We start from the raw sequence: 26,997 nt of genomic DNA on the forward strand, positions 1-26,997 counted from the left end.
CGAACATCAATCCATATGAAAAACTTGCGTGAGTGATCGAGATACCGGACTGTTATCCTCATTTGTCTTCATGATTGGAGCCATGTACTCCCACCATCTGCGCATTATTTCATTATCTGGTAATGAATCCATCGCATGGTTGCTCGTCCGTTTCAACACTGCGAAAAGGATATTCGTTTCCTCATCAAGATAAATGGTGTAGTCGCTTATGCCTGCATCTTTGAGCAGACCGGTAAGTTCCGGCCAGATTGTTTCATGCCGGAGCTTGTATTCGTGCTTTTGACCAGGGTTAAGTTGCATTGCAAAGGCTATTTTTTCCATTTCTAGCACCCCTTTTGCGTAAAAAACTTACCAAACAGTATTGGTAGAACCAGTGAAGCAACCAGAAGGACGCCAGTGAAAATCGACATGATAATTCCTGGAATATTTATAAGCTGCATACCGAACTGAACCATGCCAATCAAGAACACAGCGAGAATCACACCTGGAATTTTTCCACTCCCTCCAAAAATACTGACACCACCAAGGATGGCGATTGTAATCACCTCAAGCTCCCAGCTACCGGCCATATTCGGCCTGGCGGTAGATATCCGTGAAACCAGAAACACCGCTGCCATGGCGGACATGAAGCCATTCAGGGTAAGCAGAGCCAAACGATAATTGTTTACCTTGATACCACTGTATCGTGCAGTCACAGGGTTGTTACCGATTGCATAGAGGCGGCGTCCAAAAACAGTATGGTGCAGGAAATACCACGCCACTGCGGCGAGTAGTATGAACGTAAGAAACTGAGCAGGAACGAGATCAGAAAAGAAATATGTTTGGCCAATAGCCTCAAAACTTTTAGGAAAATCGGTATAGGCCTTATCCCCTAAGATGATAAAGGCTATACCTCTGTATAGAGACATGGTGCCGATAGTGACGATAATAGATGGCAGTTCAAGTTTGGTGACCAGCAAGCCATTGACAGCTCCCGCTAGAGTTCCGGTTGCTAAACCAGTAGCAACGATAGCCCATGTATCGAGACCATTGGCTGCAGCGAACCCCATCATCACACCGGATAAGGCAATAATTGAAGCTACAGAAATGTCAATCTCTCTGCCAATAATGACAAGGGTCATACTTAAAACGATAATTGCCTTTTCTGAAAAGTTCTGGGTACTGTCGGCAAGATTATATACATCAAGAAAGTATGGGGACAATCCACTGTTTACGCAAACTACTATTATTAGCAATAAGAGCAACAACGCCTCACGCGAGCGCAACCTATCGGTAAATTGCCGGGGAAGCCGGTCAGGGATCATGTAATCTTTTTTGGATGTTTGCATTGTTACTTTACTCCTTTAGTGAACCCTGAGAATCTGCATTCCTTTTTGCTTTCGACCACGTGAATTCACGATAACCGCAGCAAGGATAGCTGTACCTGAAACCGCCATTTGCCAGAAAGGTGAAATACCCATAACCGGCAGAGCATTTTGAAGGACCCCAAGAAACAGTGCCCCAAGGACAGCCCCAAACACGGTACCCGTACCACCGGCAATTCCTACACCGCCAATTACACAGGCAGCTACCGTCAATAGCTCAAATCCCAAAGCGATTTCAGTATAGGCGATGGCAAAGCGGGCCACCCACAAATAGCCACAGAGGCCAGCCAAAGCTCCAGTTATCGCGTATACCGCAAACAACCTTCTTTTGGTGTTAATACCTACATAGTCAGTAGCCGCAGGATTACCTCCAATGGCATAGAGTTCCCTGCCGAAACGTGTATGATGCATAACAATCACACCCAGCACTGATATTATGATGCCAATTGCAGCAAGATTGGTCAGACCGGCAAAGCGATCTAGAGGGAAAGCTGTGAAAGATGCTGGCATTTCTTGAGAATTAACCCATTGCCCGCCAGAGAGTACAAAGACCATGCCTCTGTAGATAGTCATAGCACCTAGCGACACAACAATTGCCGGAATACCAAGCAAAGCAATAAACACACCGTTCAGCATGCCAAGAAGCAATCCTGAGAGCACTGCACAAGCGATAATCAGAGCAAGGTTCGTGTCTGGCCAGTGCATGCCTATAAGTGCTGCAATCATACCGGTCAGCGCAATGTTGGCAGCTACTGTCAGATCAATCCCCCTGGTGAGTATGACCATCATCTGAGCCGACGCCATGATCATGAGAATAGCGCTATCGGTTAAAACCGAGTCCCACGTCTCAAGTGATAAGAATGATGGCGAGGCAATCCCAACAGCAATGGAAAAGAGGGCAGTAAAAAGGACGAGCTGCCCCTCTCGGGAACGTAATATCCTTTTAAGATAATTCATGGTCTCTCCTCCACTATTTGAGTCCGGTGGCCAGGGCGACCACTTGCTCTTGATTGGTTTCCTTTGCCACAAGGGTTGCTCGGATCAGACCTTCTCGCATAACCACAATCCGGTCTGACAGCCCCATAACTTCAGGAAGATCAGAGGAGACCATTATGACAGACAATCCTGACTCAACAAGTTCGGCAATGAAATTGTGCAGCATAGCCTTGGCTCCCACATCAATTCCCTTCGTGGGCTCATCGAGAATGATGATTCGGGGCTCAGAGCCGAGCCATTTGCCAATAACTACCTTTTGCTGGTTTCCTCCAGAAAGTTCGCCGACAAGTTGCGCAAGACTATGGGCTTTAAGCTTAAGGCGTGACGCATAACGGCGGGCAAATGAATTTTCTTTTTCAGGGTTAAGTCGAAGACCACCTGAAATTTCGGGAAGGGAGGTCAAGGTAATGTTATCTCGAACGGACATGGCCAGGATTGCTCCACTTTGCTGACGATCTTCAGGAACATATGCCACCCCTTTTGAAATGGCATCTTCAGCTGTTTTAGGATAAAAATCCTCGCCATCAAGAGTTATGTTTCCCGACGATGGTCGAGTCAGACCAAAGATAGCATGCATCAGTTCCGATCTACCTGAACCTACAAGGCCATAGAAGCCGAGGACTTCACCTTTCCTGAGATCAAAGGAGATATCTTTGAATTCTGTAGGATGGCAAAGATTGTTTACAGATAGCAATGGTTCACCTGTCACAGTAGTCCGGGAGCGATATTCGTTCTCCACAGGGCGACCAGCCATCATGTGCACGAGTTCATCCTCGTTAACACCTGCAATTTCTCCTTCGCCGACAAAAGCGCCGTCTCGAAAAACAACAAACGTGTCAGAAATTGAGAAGATGTCATCAAAACGATGGGAGATAAACAGAATTCCAGTGCCCTCGTCGCGAAGCTTACGTACGATCAGGAATAGTTCATCAACTTCTTTCTGGGAAAGAGCCGCAGTGGGCTCATCCATAATAAGGATACGCGCGTCATGGGAAAGAGCTTTGGCGACTTCTACCAGATGCTTTTGAGCTACACTCAAGTCTTTAAGTGGTGTCTGTGGTGTGAAATCAACAATATCAAGCCGTTTCAGCAAGTCTCCTGTTTCGGAGTGCATGCGTTTCCAGTCGAGAAGGCCATTGTTCTTAACAACCTGATGGCCCATGAAGATATTCTCTGTAACCGAGAGTTCGCTGAACATGATCGTTTCCTGGTGAATAGCAGCAATGCCATCACCCCATGCTTCCTGAGCACTGTGGTAGGAAACCTGTTGACCGTTTCTCAGGATTTTTCCGGAGGTGGGTTGATAGACGCCGGTCAGGATCTTCACTAAGGTCGATTTACCTGCACCGTTTTCTCCTAAAAGCGCCAGCACTTCGCCAGGATTAACTCGAAGCTGCACCCCATCAAGGGCGCGGACTCCAGGGAATTCCTTGGTAATATTCCGGACTTCTAGAAGCGGCGTGGTTTGCGTTCGATCTGTACTCATGTCGCAACTCCCTGATGCTTCTACGAGGATGTATTTCTTGCCTGAAAATTTCCATGAGCATTTTGAGTTACAAATGCTCATGGATTGGTTGAGTAATGAGAAATGCTAACTAGAAAACTTCAGACCATTCATCGATATTTTCAGCATTGAAAACAAATGGAGCGCCCATGATCATCAAGCCATTGTCTCTCACAGTGATTTCACCCATCCTGCCCGCTTCAACGTTCTCGTCCTTCTTGCCTCTCAGCTTTTCCTCGATAATAGCTTTCATGATGTAAACAGAACTGTACCCAAGATCTGAGGGGTTCCAGAGAGCGAAGTTTTTAACCACATCCTTTTTGACATAACCGGCAACCTCAGAAGGGAGTCCAAGACCAGTTACAAAAACTGTTCCGGTTTTTCCCTCATCAATGACAGCTTTTGCAGACGCAGGGAAGCCAACAGAGGTCGGTGCTTCAATACCTTTGAGTTCAGGGAATTTGCGTATAAGTGCTTGAGCTTCGCGGTAGCTCTTGTCTGTCTGGTCATCACCGTACGTTACAGCTACCAGTTTCATGTCTTTGTATTTTGGATCAGTTTTCAGCGCTTCTTCCATGAATCCGATCCATTCATTCTGGTTAGTTGCCTGGGAAGATGCACTGACGATGGCAAATTCGCCGGTATAATCCATGGCCTGCCCCATGAGTTCGACCTGCTGGGTGCCAATGAATTTGGAATCAGACGGCGCCAGGTGTACGATACGACCATCTTCTGCAATACCGGAGTCAAAAGACATTACAGGAATGCCGCGTTTAATAGCTTTTTTGGTGATGGTCACCAGAGAATCAGGGTCATTGGCTGAGATAATGATGCCATCAACCTTTTGGGCAATAAGTGACCGGATAATCTCGATTTGTCCTTCTGCTGTTGGTGTCGTTGGACCTGTATAGATGACTTCGACTCCACCGAGTTCTTTCGCTGCTTCCTGGGCACCACGATTGGCAGCCTCAAAAAAGCCGTTACCAAGGTTTTTTACGATAAGAGCGATTTTCATTTCTTTTGCCATAACAGGCGAGACAAAGCCCAGAACAGCAAAGAGCAGCATCACGGAAATCATTTTTCTGTAAATCATGGGTTCTCCTCCGAAAAACAGTTGTGAACCAGGTTTCCCGTACCTGGTACAGTAAATTCCCCACCACCATAAAGCGGGGATGGTATCGTTCAATCAAGCACACCCGTTTGCGGGGTCACATTGAAGGTCTTGGCAAGGGCTTTAAGTTGTTCAGTGGAGATAGCTTGTTGTTTACCTCCGGCAGCCATAACCTTCAGCAACATCTCTGCTGCTTTTTCAGCAGTTTCAATCAGGCCAAAAACCTGATCCATATTTTTACCGGCTCCAAAAATTCCATGGTGTGCCCAGAGAACTAAATGGTGCTTTTCCATAAGACGTGCAGTCTCATGGCCGATATCAAGCTGCCCAGGCAGCATCCAGTCTAAAATTCCTATTCCATCCGGAAACAGTACCAGGCACTCACTCATCATTTCCCACAATTCCCGGGTAACCGTCGCCATATCAAGAGGCAGCACAAAGGAAAGGGCGATGAGGTTAGTGGTATGGGTATGCAGGACAACCGTATCCTGCCCCCCACTTGCTTTTTTACGAGCAACATGTGACAAAAGATGTGAAGGCAGTTCGCTGGTGGGGCGGCCCCCAGTGGAATATCCCCAAACTACCGAGTATGTTTCCCCGTTTGGGTTTATGTGAACAATGCCAAGACTTTCTAACGGCGAACTCGCTATGTTACGAAAAAAAACACCTGTCCCGGTGACCAGAAAATAATCCCCCGCAAGATCCGGCATAGCAAAGGGCAATGTAACTTCCTGCCCAACACAGAGACTTTTTTCAAAAGGAAGCATTTCTTTTGGAGTTATCCGAATAGAAATATTTCCTCCGTTTGCCTCTCCCCAACCTTTGGCATAAATTTGCTCTGAAACTCTTGTCATGTCCGTCAGAAACGGCGCTTTTAAAATATCCATTGTGTATCCTATTTGCGGGCGTCTTCCGTCCGGGTTTCATAATTCCTGACAGCTTCAAGCCAGGCGCGTCCCACAGGAACTCCGCGTGAAAGGCAGTAGTAGTCCCATACCGCACCAAAGGGCATGGTCTTCAGTTCTTCAAGCAGCACTAATCTGTCGGTGTAGTTAAACGTCTGTTCTGCCTTGACCAGTTGTTCAGTGTTTTCCAACAGGCCAAACAGCAATGCTTTTTGCGTATTTCGTGTGCCGATTACCCAAGCAGCTATCCGGTTAATACTGGCATCAAAAAAGTCCAGACCAATATGGATTCGATCCATTTGGCCGGAGCGAACAATCTCATGAGCAATAGCCACAAGTTCATCATCAAAAATGACAACGTGGTCGCTATCCCATCGCAGCGGACGGCTGACATGAAGCAGCAGTCCCTCCAGAAAAAGAAGTGAGGATGAAATTTTATTGGATATGACCTCAGTAGGATGAAAATGACCGGCATCGAGACAAAGCAGCGTGTTTCGGGTAGTGGCATATCCCATATAAAATTCGTGGGAACCAATGACACAGGCTTCAGATCCAATGCCAAAAAGTTTGCTCTCAACAGCATCCAGATTATGTTCTTTCGAGATTGCTTCTAAGAGAATGGTATCAAGAGATTCCAACAGGAGCTGACGCGGTGTCATCCGATCTACAGGATTATCTTTAAAGCCATCAGCAATCCATATATTGGTCACACAAGGAGTACCAAGCTTCTTACCGAAAGCTGCACCGATACGTCGGCTCGCTTTGCAGTGTTCAATCCAATAATCCCGTATTCCCTTGTCTGGGTGACTTAAGGTAAAGCCATCGGCACTGTTAGGATGAGAAAAGAGCGTTGGGTTGAAATCGAGACCCATTTTCTTTTCGTGTGCCCAGTCCATCCAGGCAGTAAAATGCTCAGGGCCGAGATCTGTACGATCAACAGCCTTCCCTCCCGTTTCGGCATAGATAGCATGCAAATTGAGACGATGGGTTCCTGGGATAAGGGATAATGCCATATCCAGATCTAAACGCAGCTCATCAGCATTTCGAGCTTTACCAGGATAAGCTCCGGTGACCATTATTCCGCCAGTGAGGTGTTCGTCAGGAGCTTCAAAGCCACCCACATCATCACCCTGCCAGCAATGCAAAGAAATTGGCAAACTATCCAGAACGGACATAGCCTCTTCTGTATTTATACCCCACTCGCCATAAGCCTCCTGGGCCATGCGGTAAGAATCAGTGACTGCTTTTTCGTTCTGTTTCATGACTATTCCTTCATTCCTTTCTAGGAGGTTGGTGAATTCAGCTCTAGAAAACGTTCATACGCCTGGTCGATTTCCGGTGTGATTTCCGGCTCAAATCTTCTGGGAGGAAATGACTGACCAATAATCCTCCGGGCCTCGTCCACATCAGAAATGGCTCCGGTTGCCAGGAATTGGGCAAGTGCATTGCCAAGAGCTGTAGCTTCTATCGGGCCGGCAAGTACAGGTATGCCGATTGCCGAAGCAGTAAGTTGATTGAGGAGGTCTGCTTGTGAGCCACCGCCTACTACATGAAGTATATTTATGGTTCTGCCAGTTAATGTGCTGAGTTGCTTAATGATTCTACGATAGAGTAAACTCAGGCTGTCATATGCACATCTCGCTAAGGCACCGGGAGTTTCTGGAATCGGTTGGTTAGTTTCCTGGCAAAACATTTGAATTTCATTGACCATATTAACGGGGCTGAAAAAACGCATATCACTCGGGTCAATAAGAGAAGAATATCCGGATTCGGCTGTAGCCATTTCTGCTAAATCAGCAAATGAATAGCGACCTCCAAGAACTCGAACAATTTCCTGAATAATCCACAGGCCATTAATGTTTTTAAGGAAACGATAGGTGTTGCCATAGCCTCCCTCGTTGGTCCAGTTGGCAGCCAAAGCTTCCGAACCGTTAATCGGGGTCTTTAACTCCACCCCAAGTAACGACCAGGTCCCGGAACTCAAAAAAGCCCAGTCATCACCAGACGCAGGAACAGCCAAAATAGCCGAAGCAGTGTCGTGTGAGGCGGGGGCAATTACTCGCAGCCCGGACAGTCCTGTTTTTTTGCAAAGTTCAGGCAGAAGGGTGCCAATTTCTGTTCCCGGCTCAACAGGTACTTGCAGTGCTGTTTCTGGCAAAGCAAGTGTGTCGAGCAGATCGGTATCCCAGAGATTGTCTTTTAAATTCAACATCTGGCTGGTTGAAGCCATTGTCGTTTCGATACTCGCCACGCCAGAGAGTAAAAAATGAAAATAATCAGCGGTAAAAAGAAGTTGATGGGTTTTGCTCAGCAATTCTGGTTGAGCAAGGGTTTGCGCGTAGAGCTGATAGAGGGTGTTGAACTCTAGAAACTGAATACCCGTCTTGTTGTATACGTGTTTTCTGGAAATTTGTTCCTGAGTGAAACGTTCGATCATTTCACGTGTACGTTCGTCACGGTAAGCTACAGGACGTTCGAGAAGTGCCCCCTTCTCATCTAAGAGAACGTAATCAACGCCCCAGGCATCTACACCAATACTCTCGTACTTTTTGCCACTTTTCCCTGCTACACGGAGTCCTTTAATAACCTCAGAAAAGAGACGTTCATGCTGCCAGCAAAGACTGCCACCCTCTCTTTTTGGACTATTTTCCATGCGACAAAGTTCATGCATCGTGAGTTTGTCATTTCGCAATTCTACATCAATAAGGCGACCACTGGAGGCCCCGAAATCAAGAGCCAGACATCTTGAGATGTCTTTTTTAGCGGTTTTTGTCGGATATAATTCCGCAATAACCACTTTTACACCTGCCTCTTCGAGCATTTTTCGAGACGCCTCATCTATGTTCTCATCAGTAACGACAGCAAAAACTTTACTTAATGGACACATGATGATGCTTTTTCTGGTAGTGAATTTGCTACTGTCGGCAAGAATGACAAGCTTTTCACTTTGACTAATGAGTTTCTGCTCAGCATGCACCAGCAGCGGATCACCTTCCATTATCCCCCAGGGAGAAATCCCCTGACAGCCGGTAAAGAAAATATCACCAAAAAAATTAGGGGCTTCGCTTTCAAGATGTCCAAGAATGATCATGTGATTGTGGAAGACTTCTCCACCAGATACGAAGCATCTGTTGCTGGTTTTCCTAGAGACATACTCAACTATTGGCAGTGAGTTGGTAAGAATGGTCAAGCCAGTAACGGGAAGGTTCTCAGCCACATGCCATGTGGTTGTACCACCGTTAATAATTATACTTTCATTGCCGGAAAGAAGTGTAGCCGCTGCTCTGCCTATTGCTTTTTTTGCGTCAGCATTTCGTAATTCTTCCGATGAAAAAGGTGCGGTAACAAGTCGAGATTCCTCTACCGGTTGATCTGCTGATGCGATTCCACCTCGTACTTTCCTGAGTTGTTTCGTAGAGGCAAGATAGTCAATATCTCTTCTGAGAGTAGATTCCGAAGTGTCAATTACTTCTAACAGCTCCTCTAGAGAAATAGCCTCTTTCTTTTTCAGTTGCTTGATGATGGCGATATGTCGTTGATGTCGTAGCATAGTATCCTGTTAACCTTTTCCCAATGTCATTGTCAATCATTAAATTTCATTTAATGTCATATTATTTCATTTTATGTCAGTGCAGTTATATAAATGATTACAAACAAAATCAATTTCACAAAACCCTATATAATCAATAAATCTTGGCAGTTAGCCTCATAGAGCCACGTTGCTCCATGTCATCATAAACAATAATCGTATTAGCTTGTTCATAATTCTGAAATTTTATGACATGTTTTGAAAGAAACCAGAGAAAACTGTTAACTTTCATAGCCAGTCATTTGTTTTTTCTATAGTTAGATGCGTGAATTTTGAAGCAAACTGAAAGGAAGGTCTTATCGAAGAGATAAAATGCTTGAGAAAATGAGAGATTATCGATCTGAATCAGGTTGTTAATAGGAGAAATCTAATCTCGCCCCCATGTCTCTCTCAAAAAGATACGGTTGATCATAACGAGTTCTGGTTGAAAATATTGTTGATTACTGCTGAATTTCAGAGGTTGGCAAGAGTGGGCAATGCCGTATTTATTTAAAAATTGTAGAAAGAAGAGGGCACCGAATAGCTGTTTTCTTTGGTCGCTTGCTCATTGCCTTCGTTCAAGGACACTAAGAAATCCAGTACATCTTCTTGTGATACCTCAAGATGTAATTTTTCTTTTTTTTTTTTTTGGGGGGGGGAAAGGAGGGGTAACGTTACTGAAGATCTTTAGGTGTAATCGAAGTTTTTGTCAGTTGGCTCCAGCCTGTGGAGTTATGTCGAGGAGGTCCGCTGACAGCAACGGACCTCCTTACCTATCTATTTTTTGTAGTTGGGATAGTTGAATGAGTGGCAACCAGCGCAAAGCGGTTTGCTCTCCTGGTGTTCGCCATGACATTCCATACACGGCACATCTTTGCCGTAGTGCATGTTGTTATGGGGGTTCTGCCATTTTTCATCTTCAGGGCGAGCTGTTGTCTCTATCAATTCATTCCCGTCATGACAATCCAGGCAGGCAAAATCCGCGGGAAATGTTGTCGGCTTTGAATTGTCATGGCATGAATCGCAGGATTTCCCATCATAAAGGTCGGCGTGATAGCTTCGTCCTTTTTTATCTCCGTATTGCTGCAAGGTTTCTCCTGCAAAACTCATCCCGGCAATAAACACAACACCTACTGCTATAAGAAATATATTTAACTTCAATTGTGGTTTCATCACTTCTCCTTCTTTAGCGCAATTATGATTTCATCATCGTTCTGGCCGCAGTCATTCCCATAACCATGCAGTCAGGAATTGAGCAACTGCCCAATCGGCTTACTCCGTGCATTCCGCCAGTAACCTCACCACCTGCATACAGTCCAGGGATCGGTTTCCAGGTATTTGAATCAATAACATGGGCATCTACGTCAATTTGGGCACCACCTTGACAATAATGAACCTTAGGCCAGTTTCTCACGACAACAAAAGGAGCTTGAAGGTATTTTCCCTCAGCTTTGGCCATTGGCTTGCCAAACTGCTCGTCAACGCCCGACTTTACATAACCGTTATATTCTTCAACCTGAGCTTTGAGCGGCTCCAGCGGAATCTTATAGTGAGCAGCAACTTCCTCAATAGAGTCAAATTTCCAGCCGACACCGTACTTGAGCACCTTTTTCAATGTTGGATGTTCTTTGGCATGCTCGTAACTGGTGATAGTAATTGGTGGGAGAGGGTTGCCCTTGTCGTCACGACAGGCAAGCTGGGCATCAGAACGTGTTTTCCTGTCTGCAATTTCGTTCATGAACCGCTTACCTGTTTTAATATAAACGGAAATTGAATGGGCGAAGTTATATATTGAATAATTAGAAACATAGCCAAACCCATCCTCATCCGGTGAGGCCCACGGTCCTGTTTGTATATGCGCCATGTGAACTGGGACGGCACCGACACGGAACATTTCAAGTAATGCTTCACCTGTTGCACTGGGTGGATTGGTGGAAGGGACTTCTTCAGTGAGAGTTGGATCTTGGGCTTTGCGGAGCTCAACATTTCTTGCAAAACCACCCGTTGCAATTAAAACTCCTCTCTGGGCACGGACATTTACTTCAGTGCCCTCAACCCCGCGGTCATAATAGTGTCCCGTCAGTATTTTTGCCCCAATAACAGTTCCTTTCTCATCAAAAACAAGACTGTCAAACTTGGCCCGGGAAACTAATTTAACGCCCAGCTTTTTACATTGGTTTACAAGGGGCTGGATTATTCCAGCTCCGCACGCAACTGTCGTCTGGTAAGTACGTGGAACTGAGTGGCCACCCAATTGCTGTAGATATGGGAAATATTCACTTCCAGCGTCAAGCGTCATCTGGAGCGCTTCATTTGCGTGTTTGGCAACATGCAGCAAGAGATCCTCATACGCCACACCACGGCCAGCTTTCATCTGGTCAGCAGTCATCGTTTCAGGTGAATCTTTAACTCCTTTTTCCTTCTGTAGCGGTGAATTTGGTACCGCAAACAGCCCACCGTTAAAGGTGGAGTTCCCGCCAAAATATGGCATCTTGTCATACACGACGACATCTTTTGCTCCAAGCTTTTTTGCCTCAATAGCTGCTGCGAGTCCTGTAAAACCTGAGCCGATTATTACAACTTCGTGCTCTTCTCCCCACTTAACATTGCTTTCACTGGCCACAGCGTTTAACGCCGGAGCAGTCAGAGCGGCTGCACCAGCCATACCCATACCGGCGAGAAACTTACGACGATCTGCCTGATATCCTTTTTTTGCCATTTTAGAAGCTCCCTTTTAATATATTGGTCCTGTCTTGCTACTTTTCAGAAAAGGATTGCAACCTTTTCCTGAGAAATAACGTTATGCCTATCTGGAAGCAGCAGCATAGCTTGTAGTTGTGAGTTTTTGTAGGGGGAGAATCGGGTGTATTTCGGGTATAATAGTATACCCGAAGAGTATATGAAGAGAGTTGTGTTAACGTTCGGTTATTGAATCACAACTATACGTTCTCGTTTTCAGCGACAGCATTGACTCCTGCAATACGACCGAAAACAATACACTCAACGATAGAGTTGCTTCCCAAGCGACTGGCTCCATGTATTCCGCCTGTAACCTCCCCAGCTGCATAAAGACCTGGGATAGGAAGTCCTTCAGATACAGAGAGAACCTGAGCCTTTGAATTTATTCGTATTCCTCCCATGCAATAGTGAACTTTGGGAAGAAGTCGGATGGAATAATACGGAGGGGTTGTTAGAGGCTTGAGATCTTTAGGTAGCGATTTTTCAAATTCAGTATCACAGCCATGCCCCAGATACATGTTATAATTTCGAACGGTTTCAATCAAAGATGCCTCTGGAATCATATTGCTTTTTGCCAATTCTTCTATAGAATCAAACGCTTGAACGACGCCTCTTTTCAGGCATTTATCAAGAGTAGTCGCATACTTGACTCCTTGGGAATCCACGATGGCAACTGGTGCTCGATCCTTAAGAAGCATGGCATCTGTTCGCAATCTGCGATCAGACATTTCATTTACAAATCGCTTTCCTGTTTTGGCATCAACCATTATTCCGTATGGAAATCCTGCAAGAAGTGTAAAAAGAGAGCCGACCCCCCATCCTTTTTCGTCTAACGATGCCCAAGGACCTAGCTGAATCCAGCAAAGTTGGAGTGGTGTTGCACCAACTTCTAGTGCTGCAATGAGACCTTCAGCCGTAGCTCCTTTATGGTTTGTTGTGTCAATATTATTATTTAGCCGAGGATCTTGAATAAGCCGGAATTTGACATCACTTCCGAACCCGCCCGTAGCAAGAACAACTGCTTTTTTTGCTCGTATGTGCTGAGTGATTCCGGATTGTTCATGGGGGAAGTGGTAATCAGATTGCACTTCTATCCCTTCAATCCGATCATTGGCCCCGGAAATCATCCTATTTAACCGGGTTTTAATTTTAATAGGAATTTCCAGCTGCCGACACTTACTGAGCATCGGTTGAATTATCCCTGAACCTGAACCACTTTTCGTTGTGTATGTGCGAGGGACAGAATGTCCCCCGAGATGATTGAGGTTCTCTTTGTATTGAACAGCAAGGTTCTCAATAGACCAATGAAGTGCAGATAACGACTGATCTGCTACAACTTGAGCAAGTTCAGGATGGTTGAGGTTCATTCCAGCATTTAACATATCCTGATGCATGAGGTCAGGGCTATCAACAATCCCATCTCTTGTTTGAAGTGGAGAGCCTGCTACTGCAAATAAGCCGCCGCTTATAGCAGAATTACCACCTGGAGTGCGCATTTTTTCAATCACAACAACATCTGCGCCTTTCTCTTTTGCTTCGATGGCAGCAGCAAGGCCAGCAAAGCCGGACCCTATGATGACAACATCGTACTCTTCAGTCCATTTTTTGGTTCTCACAGTGACGAAATCCTTAAATCCAGTGTATCTTTTTTTTGTTATTTGGAGTCAATGTTTTTTTCTGCAAGAAAAGCATAAAGATTGATATCCTGACCACGCAAACCGAGCTTTTTCCTGATATTTTTCCGATGAGACTGGATAGTTTCAAATGCTAGGTTCATAGTGTTACCAATCTCCTTACCGCTTAAACCTGCCTTGATGAATTGACATATGCGAAGCTCCGTTTTGCTCAGCTTCAATAAATTGCTATCCAGAGGACAATCAAAGCCTGTTGTCAGGGAAGTCAGCTGATCTTGAACAAGGGTTAAGTAACTTGAGCGGATATCTTCATCTTTCTCATTCGCAACTTTCGCTATTCCAGGCAAAATCGATGATCGGATGCGTGAAGAAATCCCGTATTCAACCTCTTTTCTCTGCTCTTCAATCGTTGCAAGTACATTACGTAATGTCACATTCATTTCTTCAGCATTCTGCCTTTGTCTAACCAGTCGTGTTTCTAATTCTTTCTGTTTGGAAATGTCCGAGACAATAATTGGCCAGAATTCTTGATCATCCAGGTCCATAAAAGCAATAGTTATCATACACGGAAACTGCCGACCATCTACATAGCTTCCCGCCAACTCTAAACTACGAATTTCTCCATCAGTGATTGTATCACGAGAATGAGCCATCATCTTCAGGCCGCTTTCATCGGTCAACACTTGAAAAGAAGTGCCAACCAAGACCTCTAAAGGAATACCGAACATCTCACTTGCCATCATATTGGCTTCTACGACCTCTAGATCATTATCAAGAAGGAGTATGCCCTGCCCTACTGATTGAAAGATTGTGTCAATAATCACCTGTGATCTCGATAAATCACGGTTCTTTTCTACCACCCGATATTCCAAATCGTTCCGGTTGTCGACCATGTAAGTGATATCACTTAATATTAACAAAGCTCCTTCAGCAGGAGAGTCCATGCATGATAAAGATTTTACCTGCAAGTTAAAATATTGGTTAACTCCTGAAAGTGGAAGAATGAATTCCTGATTCGTATCTGCCTGAGTATACGAAAACAATTGCTCGATATTACTGCAAGGAAGACCTAAAACTGTCCAACATGGACAATCAATAATTTTTTGACCTGAGAATCGGATTTTTGCTTCGGGATTAATCTCTGTGATACAGCCTTTACCGTCAGTTATTATTACCAAATTGGAAGTAGAGTCAAAAATGCTCTTATATGTTGCTTTCTCTTTTGCCAGAATTTTACTACTGCGTTTTTCTTCTGAGGTAACATCGTGAGACTCTACAGTATGCCACGATTTTAAGACCTCAAGTTCGATGCAATCACCAATTTTGCCTAAAGCTCTTGATAGACTTCTTTTAGAAGTGTCGCTGGCTACAAGTTTGTCACTGCAATCGACTAAAAAAGACCATATTTTTTTAATGTTGTATATGAATTCGACTTGGCTGATGCCTTCGACGTTATAGGCGGCAGCAACCTTGGTAAAATTTGAGATTTCCTCAGAAAGGGCGTGGTTCCATACCTGGTAGTCGTCATTATAATCACGTGGAGTAATTTTTTTGAGTCCATTGATTATCTGTAGAGTAGCTACGTTTAATCTTTGTCTGGAAATTAGACGTTTACTATCGTCCTCATAATCCTGATTATAGCATTCCCACGTATCCGATAGCGGTATAGATGAGTCCTCAAGTTGCTCTAGTAACCTCTCGATCATTGCGGCTTTCCCAATTCAATCCTTTTCATGCGATTCAGAATATATTCGAAAATTAGCAAGCTAACTTCTGGCCAGCGAGCCTAAGCAGGAAGAGTCTCATAGCTTTCTTCTACCATGAGGTTTCCTTTAAAACTTTCTTTTAATATAGATCAGCCAGGAGACTGTCCGATAATAGATAGTTCATCTCAAATCGAGACATTTTGATAATACCAAGCGGAGACATATATATGATATTTCCAGCATTGTTATTATCGAAATGACGAAGAATTGGGGAGAAAAGGCATTCTCGGGCAGTCTCCCAAGTCCAGAATCGCCGGAATTATACTGCATTTTGTCAGTTCTGCACATTTTCTGGTTGTTATAGGTTTCTTCAAGTTTTTCTCTAGTGTCATGTCATGTGTCAAATGTCGTAATAATGCGAAGCTTTTTCTCTTCCTGCAAGACACGACTGATTGAGCATAGCAGCGCTATGTAACAGAAGGAGTAACGAAGTCAGGAAGTGAAAAGGGCGAGCAGAATTAGACATCTGATGCATGACAGGACACTAGTATGAGGTATAGACCTGATCAACTTCAATTGCTGGGTATTATGATATTGTCAAAATCTTGCCAAAGTTGAAGCAAGAAGTTGATTAAACGTTGGTCAATCAAGGTAACTGGAGAATATATATTCTTAATGCTTTGATTTAAAATAGTTTTTATCAATCTATCGTACCATCATTTACTTTTTCCTGCTTCTATGAAATTGCCCCTGAGCCAACTGGAATTCCATGTGTAGTAATACTGTTATGAATCTCTTTGTTGCATGGACCTTGGGTGACTTTTATTTGCTCCAACACAATTAATGTATTTCACATTATGTTTATCTTCGAAGTAGATAGTAAGAATTATCAAATCGAATCTGCAACAGTGTCACTTTTTATCAAAATCACGAAGAGTTTGGGAGAGGTCATTCACAGACAACGTATAGGAGGCTATCCGACTCAGGAAACAATCTACTGCAAAATTTTATCATCGATGTCCCAATGTCTTGTGGACGATCTCATAAGTTCGACAGACTTCTACATTGGTTAAAAAGAATCCATATTCTCGGCATAAATCGAGTGAGAAATCAAAATGATACCACGTGTTTTCTGCACGTAATGGTAAAAAATGCCAACTAACGTTAACGTAACTCTAATTTTGTTGCGCCACTTATACACTGTATATCTTGACAAAATAGCATTTTATTAGTTAGTAGCATTGATGTTTACGTAAACATCAATGTTGATATGAGATCATAATCTAAATGATTGATGTCGAATTCAATTTTCAAAATGATCTCTTAACCAATAAGGGCCTCATTATGGATTTCAGCAAGGAAAACCTACGTTCAGCTGCCTCTACAGGTGCCGACCAGCTTTCTCGAGCACATCTTCATGATGCAGCATGCAGATTTGCCTACTATCGGGTTTGTCAAACGAACACAGCTCTACAAGCAATACTCATTTTGAGTCAAAAACCTGACCGTAGAGAACAGGCGCCCTCCTTTTCTCCTCAGCTCAATCAAGAAAAATCAGTAACTACTCAGGAGCATTCCATCTGGAGTCTACGCTTACCTGGCCATGATCGGGTCGCTTTGCATTCGAAGGCATTGAAGTCTATGCCTATCGAAATTCTGCGCTTATCTACCAGCCTCCCCGCTTATTGCATATGGAACGCTGCTAAACATTTACAGCTCCTGGAAACAGGGAATTATCTGGTCTTACATGAATAGTTATAAAAGATATTACGCAGCCTAAGAATGAATTAACCCATAGATCAGTCGGGTCACCTATCAATTAAACTACGTTTTACGGGTGAATGATGAACGGAAAGACAGGTGTGATTTACAGTGACGTGGAGAAAAGTGTTGACGATGTCTTAAATTACATGGGGAACGAGATCAGTTTTGCTATGACCCTCGCCCTAGGTAAGCCTATTTTATTTATCAATGAACTGTACAGAAGGGCAAAAGAAGACTCGACGATTAAACTTAACATCGTCACTGCCCTCGCCCTGGAACGGCCAAGAATCAAAAGCGAAATTGAAAAAAGATTTATGGGCCCTCTAGTCGACCGAATATTCAACGGGACACCTGAATTTGATTACATGCATGACTTCCGTACAGGAAAGCTCCCGAAAAATGTAGAGATTTATGAGTTTTTCAACAAAGCCGGCGGCTACATGGAGACACCAGCCGCTCAGAGAAACCACCTGAATTCGAATTATACCCACGTGATACGGGATGCGATGGATTTCGGTTGCAATGTTTTTGGCCAGCTTATCTCATGCCGTGAAATAGATGGAAAGACGATGTACTCCATGGGTTGCAATACCGATATTTGCATCGAGGCTATAAGAGAACTGCATAAGATGAGAGCCCAAGGCGCAAAGGTCGCGATCATCGGCGAAGTGAACACCGAGTTACCTTTCATGTACGGAGACGCGGTGCTTACCGGGGACCAGTATGACATGCTTCTCCATGGGCCTGAATTCAACTACCCCTTGTTCGGTCCGCCTAAAGACTCTGTAAGCCTTAAAGACCATGCAATCGGTCTTCATGTCAGCACGTTGGTGAAAGACGGTGGAACTCTTCAGGTCGGGATCGGTGCTCTTGGCGATGCCATTGCCGCAGGCTTAAGCATGAGACAGAACGAGAATGAAGAATACAACAGGGTATTGAAGGCGACTGGCATAGTCGACAAATATTCGGATTTGATCGAGAAGATAGGAGGAACCGACAAATTTGAACAGGGTCTTTACGGCTCATCCGAGATGTTTGTCGACGCCTTTTTCCAGCTTTACAAGAGCGGTGTATTGAAGCGGAAAGTGTATGACAGCATACCGATTATGAAACTGGTGAATGCAGGGAAACTTGCTGCCGACAAAATACCTGCCGACATTATAGAACTCCTTATGGAAGTCGATGGTATTCATTCGGTATTAAAAGAAAAACATTTCAAAATGCTGTGTAAATACGGCATTCTCAAAGAGGGGCTGAAATTCGAAAACGGCTACATTGTCGATGGAAACATCAGGATCTCTGCCGATTTTAACCGTCCGGAAAATGTTGAGGCGGTAAAGACTCTTTTAGGAAGCAAACTCAAGCTCGGCCAGGTAATACTTGGTGCGTTCTTTATCGGTCCACGCGCCTTTTATAAAGCTCTTAACTCCATGAGCGAAGAGGAGCGAATGCAGTTTGGGATGTCAGGTGTGGAAAAAGTCAATCAGCTTTATGGCAATGAGGAACTTCGTACACTACAGAGAAAAGACGGTCGCTTTGTCAACGCCGGGATGATGGTAGATGTTTTCGGTGCCATCACCTCAGACACACTTGAATGCGGACGGGTCGTAAGCGGTATCGGGGGGCAATATAACTTTGTCTCAATGGCCCACGCACTTCCCGACGGCAGACTTGTGATGATGATTCGAAGCACTAGAAATACCTGTAAAAAAGTCAAGTCCAACATTGTGTATTCCTACGGTCACACGTCGATTCCGAAGCACCTCAGGGATATAATTGTAACAGAATATGGTATTGCTGATGTCAGAGGGAAACCGGATTCGAAAATCATTGAAGAAATACTGAAAGTAACGGATTCACGATTTCAGGATGATCTGATTAAGGAAGCAAAACTTCATGGAAAACTGGCTCCAGATTTTGAACTTGCTCCTGAGTATAGAGAGAATTTTCCAGAGAAACTCGAAGCGTTACTTAAACCTTTTCAAGCTGACGGTCACTTAGCACCTTTCCCATTCGGAACAGATTTTACAACTGAAGAAATAGCCATAGGCGGCTCACTTAAGGCCTTGGCGACAAAGAAAAAACCAGCAATTATTAAGGGTCTTGTTGCAGAACTGTTCAGACCCATTCCTCCTCGTGCAAAACCATACCTGGAACGAATGAGACTCGATAAGCCTACGACAGGTAAAGAAAAGATAATGCGGAAAGTTGTACTCTCGGCCATGAGGGCTCACGGAAAAATATAACATCTCAGGAAATATTTTGCCGCATTATCAAAATATTACAATCACAACAACAATGAGATAGTGCGTTGGTTGTTATTCCGGCCAAGGTAGCGTAGTAGAATAATCAGAAGTCTTTTTTATGGCTGATAGCGATATACCGAACTGTTAAGTAAGGCTTGTTATGACTGAAAAAGAAAAATGCAAAAAACACGGAGACGTTTCCGTATGGATTGTCTGTAGACATGTGGCAGAAAGAAGTGCTGACACTGCAATCTTCAGCGAAAATCAGGATGCCCTTTGCTTCGAATGTGCCCATAATTTTCAAAACCTTACTGAGCTGGACGTGGTTGGCATGTGCGAAGAATGCTTAAAGGATTTCACCGCTGAATTGATGATAAGCACTCAAACTTTTGCCAACCTCAAAAATCGGGTCATAGGTCTTGAACATCTTAAGGGTGCGAGAAGTTTCGCCTCAGAATGAAAAATACTTGGAAGTATCCACTTTTACTTGACCACGCCAATCTTATTCTAAATCCAACGCAGAAAGCCCCAATTGAGCTTACGCTAATGGGGCTTTTCATATCTCTTGTGTTCTACTAAAAGAGATGGTCTCGTAACAATATAGTATTTGCACTGTTTCTTAATGACAATCTCCTTCAGAATTCATCAGCCTGACAACTTCATGGGCAATATAATAAAGCTCTGTCGCCCAGTATTCTGTGTGCGGCCCCCCCTCATCATCAATGGTTTCAAGCGATTCTTCCAGCACCTCAGAGTTTGCCGGTCCATAACATTGGTCAAAATGCCAATATCCCTGGTCACTGATGAGGCCAAGAGTTGCCAAACGTTCACCTGATCTACTTCGAATTGAGAAAATACAGTATTCAAGGTCGGCACAGGAACGAGTATAACTGCTACAGCAGTTACTCATCCAATATGCTTCAGACTTGAGTAATTTAGAAGAAGTCAAAGGAATGATAAAATAATCACCGATAATTGTTTCAGGTAATTTGCAATCCCACTTCCCTGTTATCTTTTTTTCGGTTCCATTTGCCAAGTCATCTGTAAAAAGTCTATTCAGTTCATTTACTCTGGCTTGTAATAACATGTTTTTTCTCCTGCTGATGGGTGAAACTCAAGTGTGAAAGCTCTAACTCATTTCGGGACGAAAATGTGTTATATGTAGAGGTTTTGCTGTTCAATCGTTCTTTCCACGCATCCCTGGTGATAATCTTCCATTGTCATACAACCATGCAGACCAGCGCATCTTTCACAGAGGTGGCGATACCACTCAGGCGCACATACGAACAATCCGATAGCCGGTTCACCATCTAACTCGCAAACAGATTGAGATTGTTCTTCTGCCTCTTCAATCAAACTCCGAATGACAGCATCACAACCATTGGCGTAAATACGTAATGCTCCCATCTTTTGTTTGACCTGAATAATCTCAAATTTGGTTACACAAACCCGATCACTGCGATAATGACGGATCTGTTCAGCGAAATTTGTAAGTATATCGAACCAGCCATCCTGGCATTCAAAGCCATATACCAGTGAATCCTGGTTAAACAGGTCCGGATACTTTTGAAATAGCTTTTCAGTTTTTTCGAAATTCATTTGAATACCTCCTCAGAAGTGTTAAGCACGCTGTCCTGTACCAGCCTTTACACATGACTATGCCATAGGAGGGTTATCATATAGTGACTACCCTGATATTTTTTTTCATTTTTCTTTAAAATATATGGAAACGAAAAAAGCCCCTGTTGCTTAAGCACTACTTCAATACAAGCCCATCAACATGGTGCTTATGACAGCGCCCGCTGATAAAGCGATACTTGGTAAACCGTAACAGCAGCTTGGTTGCAAAGTTTATTCTGGAGGGGTGAAGTTTCAAACACAATGCTTGAGAGCGAATTCATAGGTCCGGAAGAACATGTTGTAATTCCTTCTGATAAGGAATTCGCCGAAGCCAAGAGCTACCCAATTGATAAACTTCGTGAATATCGATGGATTATGCGTGAAGTGGGCTTAGGAGATGAAATAATCGATTTAGCGGTACACAATAATTATTGGATAATCAGGGATGAACTTTCCTGAAAAGTTGAATCAGTGTGTTGATGAGGTGCTGCGTTATACTAAAACGTCAGATGTGCATAAAAAAATCCCCGATTACGATTTCCGTAATCGGGGATTGAACGATCTATGCTGAAACTAAGAAGGTTTACCAGGTGTCACCTACTACCTGACTGGTGTCGAGACAATGCTCTTTCTGCTTTAGGCTGAGGCCCTTCTTCTCGTCAAAATTCTCCACATCTTTATGATAACAGGCGTATTCTTTACCATCTTTATCCTGTACAAATTCCATTTTCTGATATTCGCCTGAAATAATTTGTCCGCGCATACTCATATTTATCTCCAATCGTGTATTTTAAGCTATTCTAATAAGAAGCGAGGGGAGTCAATTCACCCCGTTTTCATTTCACTCACTGTTCAGCAAGCTGTTTGCCCTGCTGTCATGTTTATAATATAGACACAATTGCCTTTGACACAATGAGTACAGATAACTAGTAAAATACTAGCGAATGCTATCATTCCCTTTCATGTCATTTTGGCAGAACACGATTTGCAAAATGCATTACGAGCGGCCAGAGAACTGCCCATATCAGAGAAATAACGGCTAACGCCCAGATTGTATCCCAGCCAAAACCCGCAGCACCAACTCTAACACCTGCCCAATACGCAAGAGGACCTCCAATAGCACCAAATACTGATGATAGAACCGGTCGTCCTTTAAGCCAGTTCAAACTATGGTGCGGCAGCGTTGCAAGCAATAGCCAGATAATTGCCAGCCAGAGAGGAATGGGAAAAGCCAGCACATTGAACTGCAGACAACCAATGGCATGGAGTGTGCCGTCAATAATAAGCCCAGCGAACAACAACAATCCCATCATCTTAAGATCAGCTTTTTTATGCTTTGAGAAATACAGATGTACAACCAATAGAGGCAGTGCAATTGCTGCCCCTGTGTTTTCTTTGAATACAGCGAGGAACCAGCCTATTTGATAAATGGTGAAGTTCAGGAAAATATTCATGATATAGTAGTAGCATTACGATTAGCTGGACGTGTAGCTACCACATGCACAACACTTATTGCACGTTCAAGAAATCCACCCTCACAGTAACAAAGGTAAAAATTCCATAAACGGTGAAATTTTTCATCATAGCCATACTTCTTCAATGACGGAAAAGCCTGATTGAATCGAAGCCTCCAGTCCTGAATCGTGCGGGCATAATCAAAACCAAAATCTTCAAGATGGCGGACCACCATATCAGTTTTTCTTGTCATTAAATCCAGCATGCGGTTATTGGACGGTATACACCCACCCGGGAAAATATGTCGCTGAATAAAATCTACACCTGTCACATATTGTTTATACTTCTGATCCTTGATAGTGATTGCCTGTAGCAGCATCTTGCCATCTTCCTTCAAGAGTTCATTGCATTTCTCAAAAAAACCGGGAAGGTATTCATGACCTACTGCTTCAATCATTTCTATACTGACAAGTTTGTCAAATGTCCCTGTCAGCTCCCTGTAATCCTTTTGTATGAGGGTGATTTTATCTGTTAAGCCTGCCGCTTCAATTCGTGCTTTACCCTCTAGGTACTGGGCCTCTGAGATTGTTGTTGTCGTTATATGACAACCGTAATTTTCTGCGGCATACATGGCAAACCCACACCAGCCTGCACCAATTTCGATAACTCTATCCGTTGGCTGCAGATCAAGCTTTTTACATATTGTCTCAAGCTTATGGAGTGATGCTTCTTCAAGGCTGCTGTTTTCATCCTGATATCTTGCCGCTGAATACATCATGGTCGGATCAAGAAAACTCTTATACATCTCGTTCCCCAAGTCATAATGGGAAAGGATATTACGTTTGGAGCCTGAAGCACTGTTACGATTCAGTTTATGGTTGAGCAGGCGAAAAGGGTGCAAAAGCCAGGCAAATCCCTGCTCCATCCTGTCAAGCAGTTCCATATTCAGCACCATTATACGAACGAGAGCTGTGAGGTCATCAACCTCCCACATTTTATCTATGTATGCCTCCCCTGCACCTATCGAACCGCCGAAAAGCACCTTATTGTAGAATACAGGGTCTTTCACGTGAATATGAGCTGAGAGGTTAGGGTCGTTGCCAAAGACCTGAACATCGCTGCCGTCCTGCAGGGTAATCTCCCCATAGCGAACCTTGGCGATTAACTGCGTCACAAGAGCCTTGGCCCATTTGTCCATTCTGGAAAGAGGTTTGGTTACAACATGTTTTTCACTGGTAGCTGCACAGTTCATGCTCTCTCCTTTTCATACGCAATATATGGAATTTTCTTCAAATAAATCTTCATCGCCTGCCAATAAATTCCAGCAACTACAAATGCTGTCATCACTGGTTTTTTGAAAATTTGCCTTCGCACTGTCTGCAGAGACAACGGTTCTCGTTTCAGTCGAAGACTTGCCTCGAAAATATGTCCCCGCTCATCATGAACACCAAGATTTATCGAAATTGCCTCATCCGGTGGTTCAATGATCCATGTATAAGTTTGATCAATCGGATTAAATGGTGATACACGAAACGCTTTCGGGTGGGTCGGGGTGTTATGATGATTGCCTACATAGTGCCCGTAATGATGGCGCTCATTCCAGGGAATATTTGAAACCTCAGCCAGAAAATGAGACATTTCCCCAGAATCATCAAAACCATAATAAAAATTTACAGGGCTAAAATAGAGGCCGAGGGTACACATGTTCATCAAACCGAACACCTTACCGCTCACCCGATGCCCTGTCAGTTCTTCCATCCTCTGCCTGACAGCATCAGCATGGGATGTTTGTTCATCACCAAGATAGTCTGTACGTCTATACTGGCTTATGGCCCACCTGGTCGTTGAAAACCATCTGCCCAGGCTTTGTATATCCTCAATCCTGTCCAGATCTAAAAACCACATAAAGAATGGGTATTTAAAACTATGATTCTTCGGAATAAACCTGCTGTGAGCAATATGACCAACATAGATGGCTGATTTCATAGGGCGACCTCAAGCATTTCACTTACCCGTAAACCGCTGCGAACACCGTCTTCATGAAACCCATTGAACCAGTAAGCCCCGCAATAGTGAATGTGATTGACACCTGATATCTGCTGCCATTGCTCCTGTGCACGAACCATGGCTGGTGTGTAAATCGGATGCATATATCGGTATTCATTGATGACATGTTTACTGTCAATTTCCTGATTGAGCGTAACAAGATAGGTATGTTTTTTTTGTAATTGTTGTAGGATATTCATATTGTACGTGAGAATAGTCTGCTCTCTTGCCGCATCAATCATCCTGTAATTCCAGCTCGCCCACGCCTTTTTTCTGACAGGCAGATGTGAGGTGTCAGTATGGAGCACCACCAGATTATCTGAAAAACTGAATTCCTGTAGTACTCGCTGCTCATCGTTTGATGGCTCACTCAGGATCTGTAACGCCTGATCTCCATGACAGGCAAAAATCACATCATCATACATTTCCTCATTTTCTGCGGTCGTAACACGTACACCCTCAGCCAACCGTTCCACCCTTTTCACTGGATTACTTAATACTATCCTATCTTTGAACTTTGCGGTCAATGGTTCGATATAACTGCTTGATCCACCTTCAATAGTGTGCCATTGCGGCCGGTTCACTACATTAAGCAAGCCGTGATTATCAAAGAAGCGAACAAAGAAATGAAGGGGAAAATCACGACAGCTTTCAAGCCCCATTGACCAGATAGCAGAAATCATCGGCAGCAGATAATTGTCCTTAAAAAGTGATCCGTACTTTTCCCGAGCCAGGTATTGCCCTATTGTCAGGTCAGGCGAACTGGACGACTCTTTCCGAACATCTTTATTAAACCGAACGATATCCCGCAGCATGCCCCAGAATTTCGGGCGAAAATAGTTAGACTTTTGGGCAAAAAGGGAGCTGAAGGTATTACCGTTATACTCCAGATCAATCTCATCGTTCCGAACTGAAAAACTCATTTCAGTCGGTTGATATGCTACCTTTAATTCATTTAACAGCTGTATGAAGTTTGGATAGGTATGGTCATTGAAAACAATAAATCCAGTATCGATTCGTGCCTCTTCATCATCTCTTGCAGCATCGACAGTATGCGTATGCCCCCCTATATAATCAGCAGCTTCATAGAGCGTAATATCATGGTCGTCAGCCAGTTTATATCCACATGTCAATCCTGAAATACCCGTACCGATTATAGCAATCTTTCTATGGTTTTTGACCATTTCTCATCATCCTTTGGGCCACATGGGTCCACAGCGAATGGGGTAACAGTGAGAGAATTTTTAATAAATAAGTGAAGCGCCTGGGAAAATGAATCTCAGGTTTCCTTTTGGCGATCCCTTTTCGAATAGCACGGCTTGCCTCCTGCACGCTTACTTGAAAAGGCATCGGAAAATCATTTTTGTCGGTGAGCGGGGTTTTCACAAATCCGGGACAAACAAGACTCACAGCTATATTTTCACGAAATAGAGCAAGTCTCAGAGTATTGATCAGATATTCGACCGCTGCTTTAGATGCACCATATGCTTCAGCTCGCGGTAAGGGAACATATGCTGCTGAAGAACCAACTCCAACAAGGTGAGGATTAATACCTTTTCGCAGAGCAGGTAAAATTCCCTCGATAGAAATGGCCATCGATTCAACATTTGCCCGCATCACCCGCTGAATCAATGCGCTATCGAAATCAGGATAATCTATATATTCGCAGGTTCCGGCATTGAGAATAGCCAGATCAATTGACGTCAGAGTGTTAAACCATTCCAAGGCTTCTGCTCTATTTGATAAGTCAATTTTCACAGCGTTAAAACCCAATTCAGCCAATTCATCAAGAACCTGTTGATTACGGCCGATAGTCCAAACTTCATGTCCTTCAGCCAGGTAATCAAGAGCAAGCTGTTTGCCAATCCCTGAGGTCGCACCAGTAATAAGAATTCTCATTGAGCTAATCTCCTGTTAATCATTTTCACCACAGGGCCGATAATCGGAAGGTGTTGATAGAGCATGGCACCAATGTCAAAATAATCTCTATGAAAATAGACTTTGTTTGCACTGTCAAATTTCAGAAATGACGTTCCGGGAACAGTGACACGTTGTCCCGCATGTATCCTGGGATGTGCAAAAGTCATTAGCCATTGCACATACCCCTCTTTTTCCATCCACTGAGGATGCGAAAATTCAAATTGAATGTGATGTATATTGGCATAGAGATTCTCAAAATATTTGTGCAATTGAGTCAACCCTCTCAGTTCATGCACTGGATCTATAAAGTGTATCTCAGAACTGTATATATCATCAAGAAGATTAAGATGTTGAGCATTGAGTTTCTTATATGTTTCTAGAAATGCATCCATGATTCTGTTGTCCCCTGAGAGTATGTC

At 43.8% G+C, this 26,997-nt stretch carries 25 protein-coding genes; 4 read left to right on the plus strand and 21 right to left on the minus strand.

The genetic code is table 11. The features are described 5' to 3' along the window. Nucleotides 1-6: 6 nt before the first annotated feature. The 12 genes from rhaM to FCL46_RS15785 form a co-directional block, all read right to left on the minus strand. The gene (gene rhaM / locus FCL46_RS15730; protein WP_136806675.1) at nucleotides 7-321 is read right to left on the minus strand and encodes an L-rhamnose mutarotase; all 315 of its coding nucleotides are present in this window, start codon (nucleotides 319-321) and stop codon (nucleotides 7-9) included. A 2-nt stretch (nucleotides 322-323) separates the two neighbouring features. Then, on the minus strand, nucleotides 324-1,328 hold the full coding sequence (locus FCL46_RS15735) for an ABC transporter permease (RefSeq protein ID WP_136806674.1): 1,005 nt from the start codon (nucleotides 1,326-1,328) through the stop codon (nucleotides 324-326). Nucleotides 1,329-1,343: 15 nt separating this feature from the next. Beyond that, nucleotides 1,344-2,321 (minus strand): ABC transporter permease, encoded by a 978-nt coding sequence (locus FCL46_RS15740; protein WP_136806673.1) that lies wholly within the window; start codon nucleotides 2,319-2,321, stop codon nucleotides 1,344-1,346. 13 nt (nucleotides 2,322-2,334) lie between these two features. Further along, complete coding sequence (locus FCL46_RS15745; RefSeq protein ID WP_136806672.1) at nucleotides 2,335-3,846, minus strand: sugar ABC transporter ATP-binding protein; 1,512 nt, start codon at nucleotides 3,844-3,846, stop codon at nucleotides 2,335-2,337. Nucleotides 3,847-3,955: 109 nt separating this feature from the next. Beyond that, nucleotides 3,956-4,957: a rhamnose ABC transporter substrate-binding protein gene (gene rhaS, locus FCL46_RS15750; RefSeq protein WP_167505823.1), complete on the minus strand. Its 1,002-nt coding sequence runs from the start codon at nucleotides 4,955-4,957 to the stop codon at nucleotides 3,956-3,958. Between the two features lie 89 nt (nucleotides 4,958-5,046). Further along, nucleotides 5,047-5,862 (minus strand): rhamnulose-1-phosphate aldolase, encoded by an 816-nt coding sequence (gene rhaD, locus FCL46_RS15755; protein WP_136806671.1) that lies wholly within the window; start codon nucleotides 5,860-5,862, stop codon nucleotides 5,047-5,049. Between the two features lie 8 nt (nucleotides 5,863-5,870). Then, nucleotides 5,871-7,142, minus strand: a complete 1,272-nt coding sequence (locus tag FCL46_RS15760; RefSeq protein WP_136806670.1) for an L-rhamnose isomerase — start codon at nucleotides 7,140-7,142, stop codon at nucleotides 5,871-5,873. A gap of 20 nt (nucleotides 7,143-7,162) precedes the next feature. Then, nucleotides 7,163-9,430, minus strand: coding sequence for a rhamnulokinase (rhaB, locus tag FCL46_RS15765; protein ID WP_136806669.1), 2,268 nt, complete (start codon nucleotides 9,428-9,430; stop codon nucleotides 7,163-7,165). Nucleotides 9,431-10,225: 795 nt separating this feature from the next. After that, a complete protein-coding gene (locus FCL46_RS15770) occupies nucleotides 10,226-10,621 on the minus strand; it encodes a cytochrome c3 family protein (protein ID WP_217909451.1) in 396 nt (131 codons plus the stop codon). A 22-nt stretch (nucleotides 10,622-10,643) separates the two neighbouring features. Further along, a complete protein-coding gene (locus FCL46_RS15775) occupies nucleotides 10,644-12,167 on the minus strand; it encodes a flavocytochrome c (protein ID WP_136806668.1) in 1,524 nt (507 codons plus the stop codon). A gap of 220 nt (nucleotides 12,168-12,387) precedes the next feature. Further along, the gene (locus tag FCL46_RS15780) at nucleotides 12,388-13,803 is read right to left on the minus strand and encodes a flavocytochrome c (RefSeq protein WP_136806667.1); all 1,416 of its coding nucleotides are present in this window, start codon (nucleotides 13,801-13,803) and stop codon (nucleotides 12,388-12,390) included. Between the two features lie 38 nt (nucleotides 13,804-13,841). Next, nucleotides 13,842-15,527, minus strand: coding sequence for a PAS domain S-box protein (locus FCL46_RS15785; RefSeq protein ID WP_136806666.1), 1,686 nt, complete (start codon nucleotides 15,525-15,527; stop codon nucleotides 13,842-13,844). 1,287 nt (nucleotides 15,528-16,814) lie between these two features. Here FCL46_RS15785 and FCL46_RS15790 point away from each other — a divergent pair. From FCL46_RS15790 to FCL46_RS15800, 3 genes are all read left to right on the plus strand, one after another. After that, complete coding sequence (locus FCL46_RS15790) at nucleotides 16,815-17,282, plus strand: hypothetical protein (protein ID WP_136806665.1); 468 nt, start codon at nucleotides 16,815-16,817, stop codon at nucleotides 17,280-17,282. 107 nt (nucleotides 17,283-17,389) lie between these two features. Continuing rightward, nucleotides 17,390-19,537 carry an acetyl-CoA hydrolase/transferase C-terminal domain-containing protein gene (locus tag FCL46_RS15795; protein ID WP_228723231.1) on the plus strand — a complete coding sequence of 716 codons (2,148 nt, stop codon included), beginning with the start codon at nucleotides 17,390-17,392 and terminating at the stop codon, nucleotides 19,535-19,537. A gap of 160 nt (nucleotides 19,538-19,697) precedes the next feature. After that, nucleotides 19,698-19,997: a hypothetical protein gene (locus tag FCL46_RS15800; protein ID WP_136806664.1), complete on the plus strand. Its 300-nt coding sequence runs from the start codon at nucleotides 19,698-19,700 to the stop codon at nucleotides 19,995-19,997. Between the two features lie 159 nt (nucleotides 19,998-20,156). Here FCL46_RS15800 and FCL46_RS15805 read toward each other — a convergent pair whose 3' ends face one another. After that, nucleotides 20,157-20,624, minus strand: coding sequence for a PcfJ domain-containing protein (locus tag FCL46_RS15805; protein ID WP_136806663.1), 468 nt, complete (start codon nucleotides 20,622-20,624; stop codon nucleotides 20,157-20,159). Nucleotides 20,625-20,692: 68 nt separating this feature from the next. Then, a complete protein-coding gene (locus FCL46_RS15810; protein ID WP_136806662.1) occupies nucleotides 20,693-21,136 on the minus strand; it encodes a hypothetical protein in 444 nt (147 codons plus the stop codon). A gap of 243 nt (nucleotides 21,137-21,379) precedes the next feature. Here FCL46_RS15810 and FCL46_RS15815 point away from each other — a divergent pair, with 243 nt between their 5' ends. Beyond that, complete coding sequence (locus FCL46_RS15815) at nucleotides 21,380-21,616, plus strand: type 2 periplasmic-binding domain-containing protein (RefSeq protein WP_136806661.1); 237 nt, start codon at nucleotides 21,380-21,382, stop codon at nucleotides 21,614-21,616. A 124-nt stretch (nucleotides 21,617-21,740) separates the two neighbouring features. On the opposite strand, the gene FCL46_RS15820 is transcribed toward FCL46_RS15815, so the two are convergent. From FCL46_RS15820 to FCL46_RS15850, 7 genes are all read right to left on the minus strand, one after another. Beyond that, nucleotides 21,741-21,926, minus strand: coding sequence for a hypothetical protein (locus tag FCL46_RS15820; protein ID WP_136806660.1), 186 nt, complete (start codon nucleotides 21,924-21,926; stop codon nucleotides 21,741-21,743). 196 nt (nucleotides 21,927-22,122) lie between these two features. Further along, complete coding sequence (locus tag FCL46_RS15825; RefSeq protein ID WP_136806659.1) at nucleotides 22,123-22,611, minus strand: DUF2878 domain-containing protein; 489 nt, start codon at nucleotides 22,609-22,611, stop codon at nucleotides 22,123-22,125. Further along, the gene (locus FCL46_RS15830; protein WP_136806658.1) at nucleotides 22,608-23,864 is read right to left on the minus strand and encodes an SAM-dependent methyltransferase; all 1,257 of its coding nucleotides are present in this window, start codon (nucleotides 23,862-23,864) and stop codon (nucleotides 22,608-22,610) included. Before FCL46_RS15830 ends, FCL46_RS15825 begins: the two co-directional genes overlap by 4 nt. Then, nucleotides 23,861-24,598, minus strand: coding sequence for a DUF1365 domain-containing protein (locus FCL46_RS15835; RefSeq protein ID WP_136806657.1), 738 nt, complete (start codon nucleotides 24,596-24,598; stop codon nucleotides 23,861-23,863). The genes FCL46_RS15830 and FCL46_RS15835 overlap by 4 nt, the downstream gene beginning before the upstream one ends. Next, complete coding sequence (locus FCL46_RS15840; protein WP_136806656.1) at nucleotides 24,595-25,842, minus strand: NAD(P)/FAD-dependent oxidoreductase; 1,248 nt, start codon at nucleotides 25,840-25,842, stop codon at nucleotides 24,595-24,597. Before FCL46_RS15840 ends, FCL46_RS15835 begins: the two co-directional genes overlap by 4 nt. Beyond that, complete coding sequence (locus FCL46_RS15845) at nucleotides 25,826-26,557, minus strand: SDR family NAD(P)-dependent oxidoreductase (RefSeq protein ID WP_136806655.1); 732 nt, start codon at nucleotides 26,555-26,557, stop codon at nucleotides 25,826-25,828. The genes FCL46_RS15840 and FCL46_RS15845 overlap by 17 nt, the downstream gene beginning before the upstream one ends. Continuing rightward, nucleotides 26,554-26,970 (minus strand): nuclear transport factor 2 family protein, encoded by a 417-nt coding sequence (locus FCL46_RS15850; RefSeq protein WP_136806654.1) that lies wholly within the window; start codon nucleotides 26,968-26,970, stop codon nucleotides 26,554-26,556. Before FCL46_RS15850 ends, FCL46_RS15845 begins: the two co-directional genes overlap by 4 nt. Between the last annotated feature and the right edge of the window lie 27 nt (nucleotides 26,971-26,997).

The sequence above is a fragment of the Desulfosediminicola flagellatus genome (genome assembly GCF_005116655.2).
GTDB lineage: Bacteria > Desulfobacterota > Desulfobulbia > Desulfobulbales > Desulfocapsaceae > Desulfopila > Desulfopila flagellata.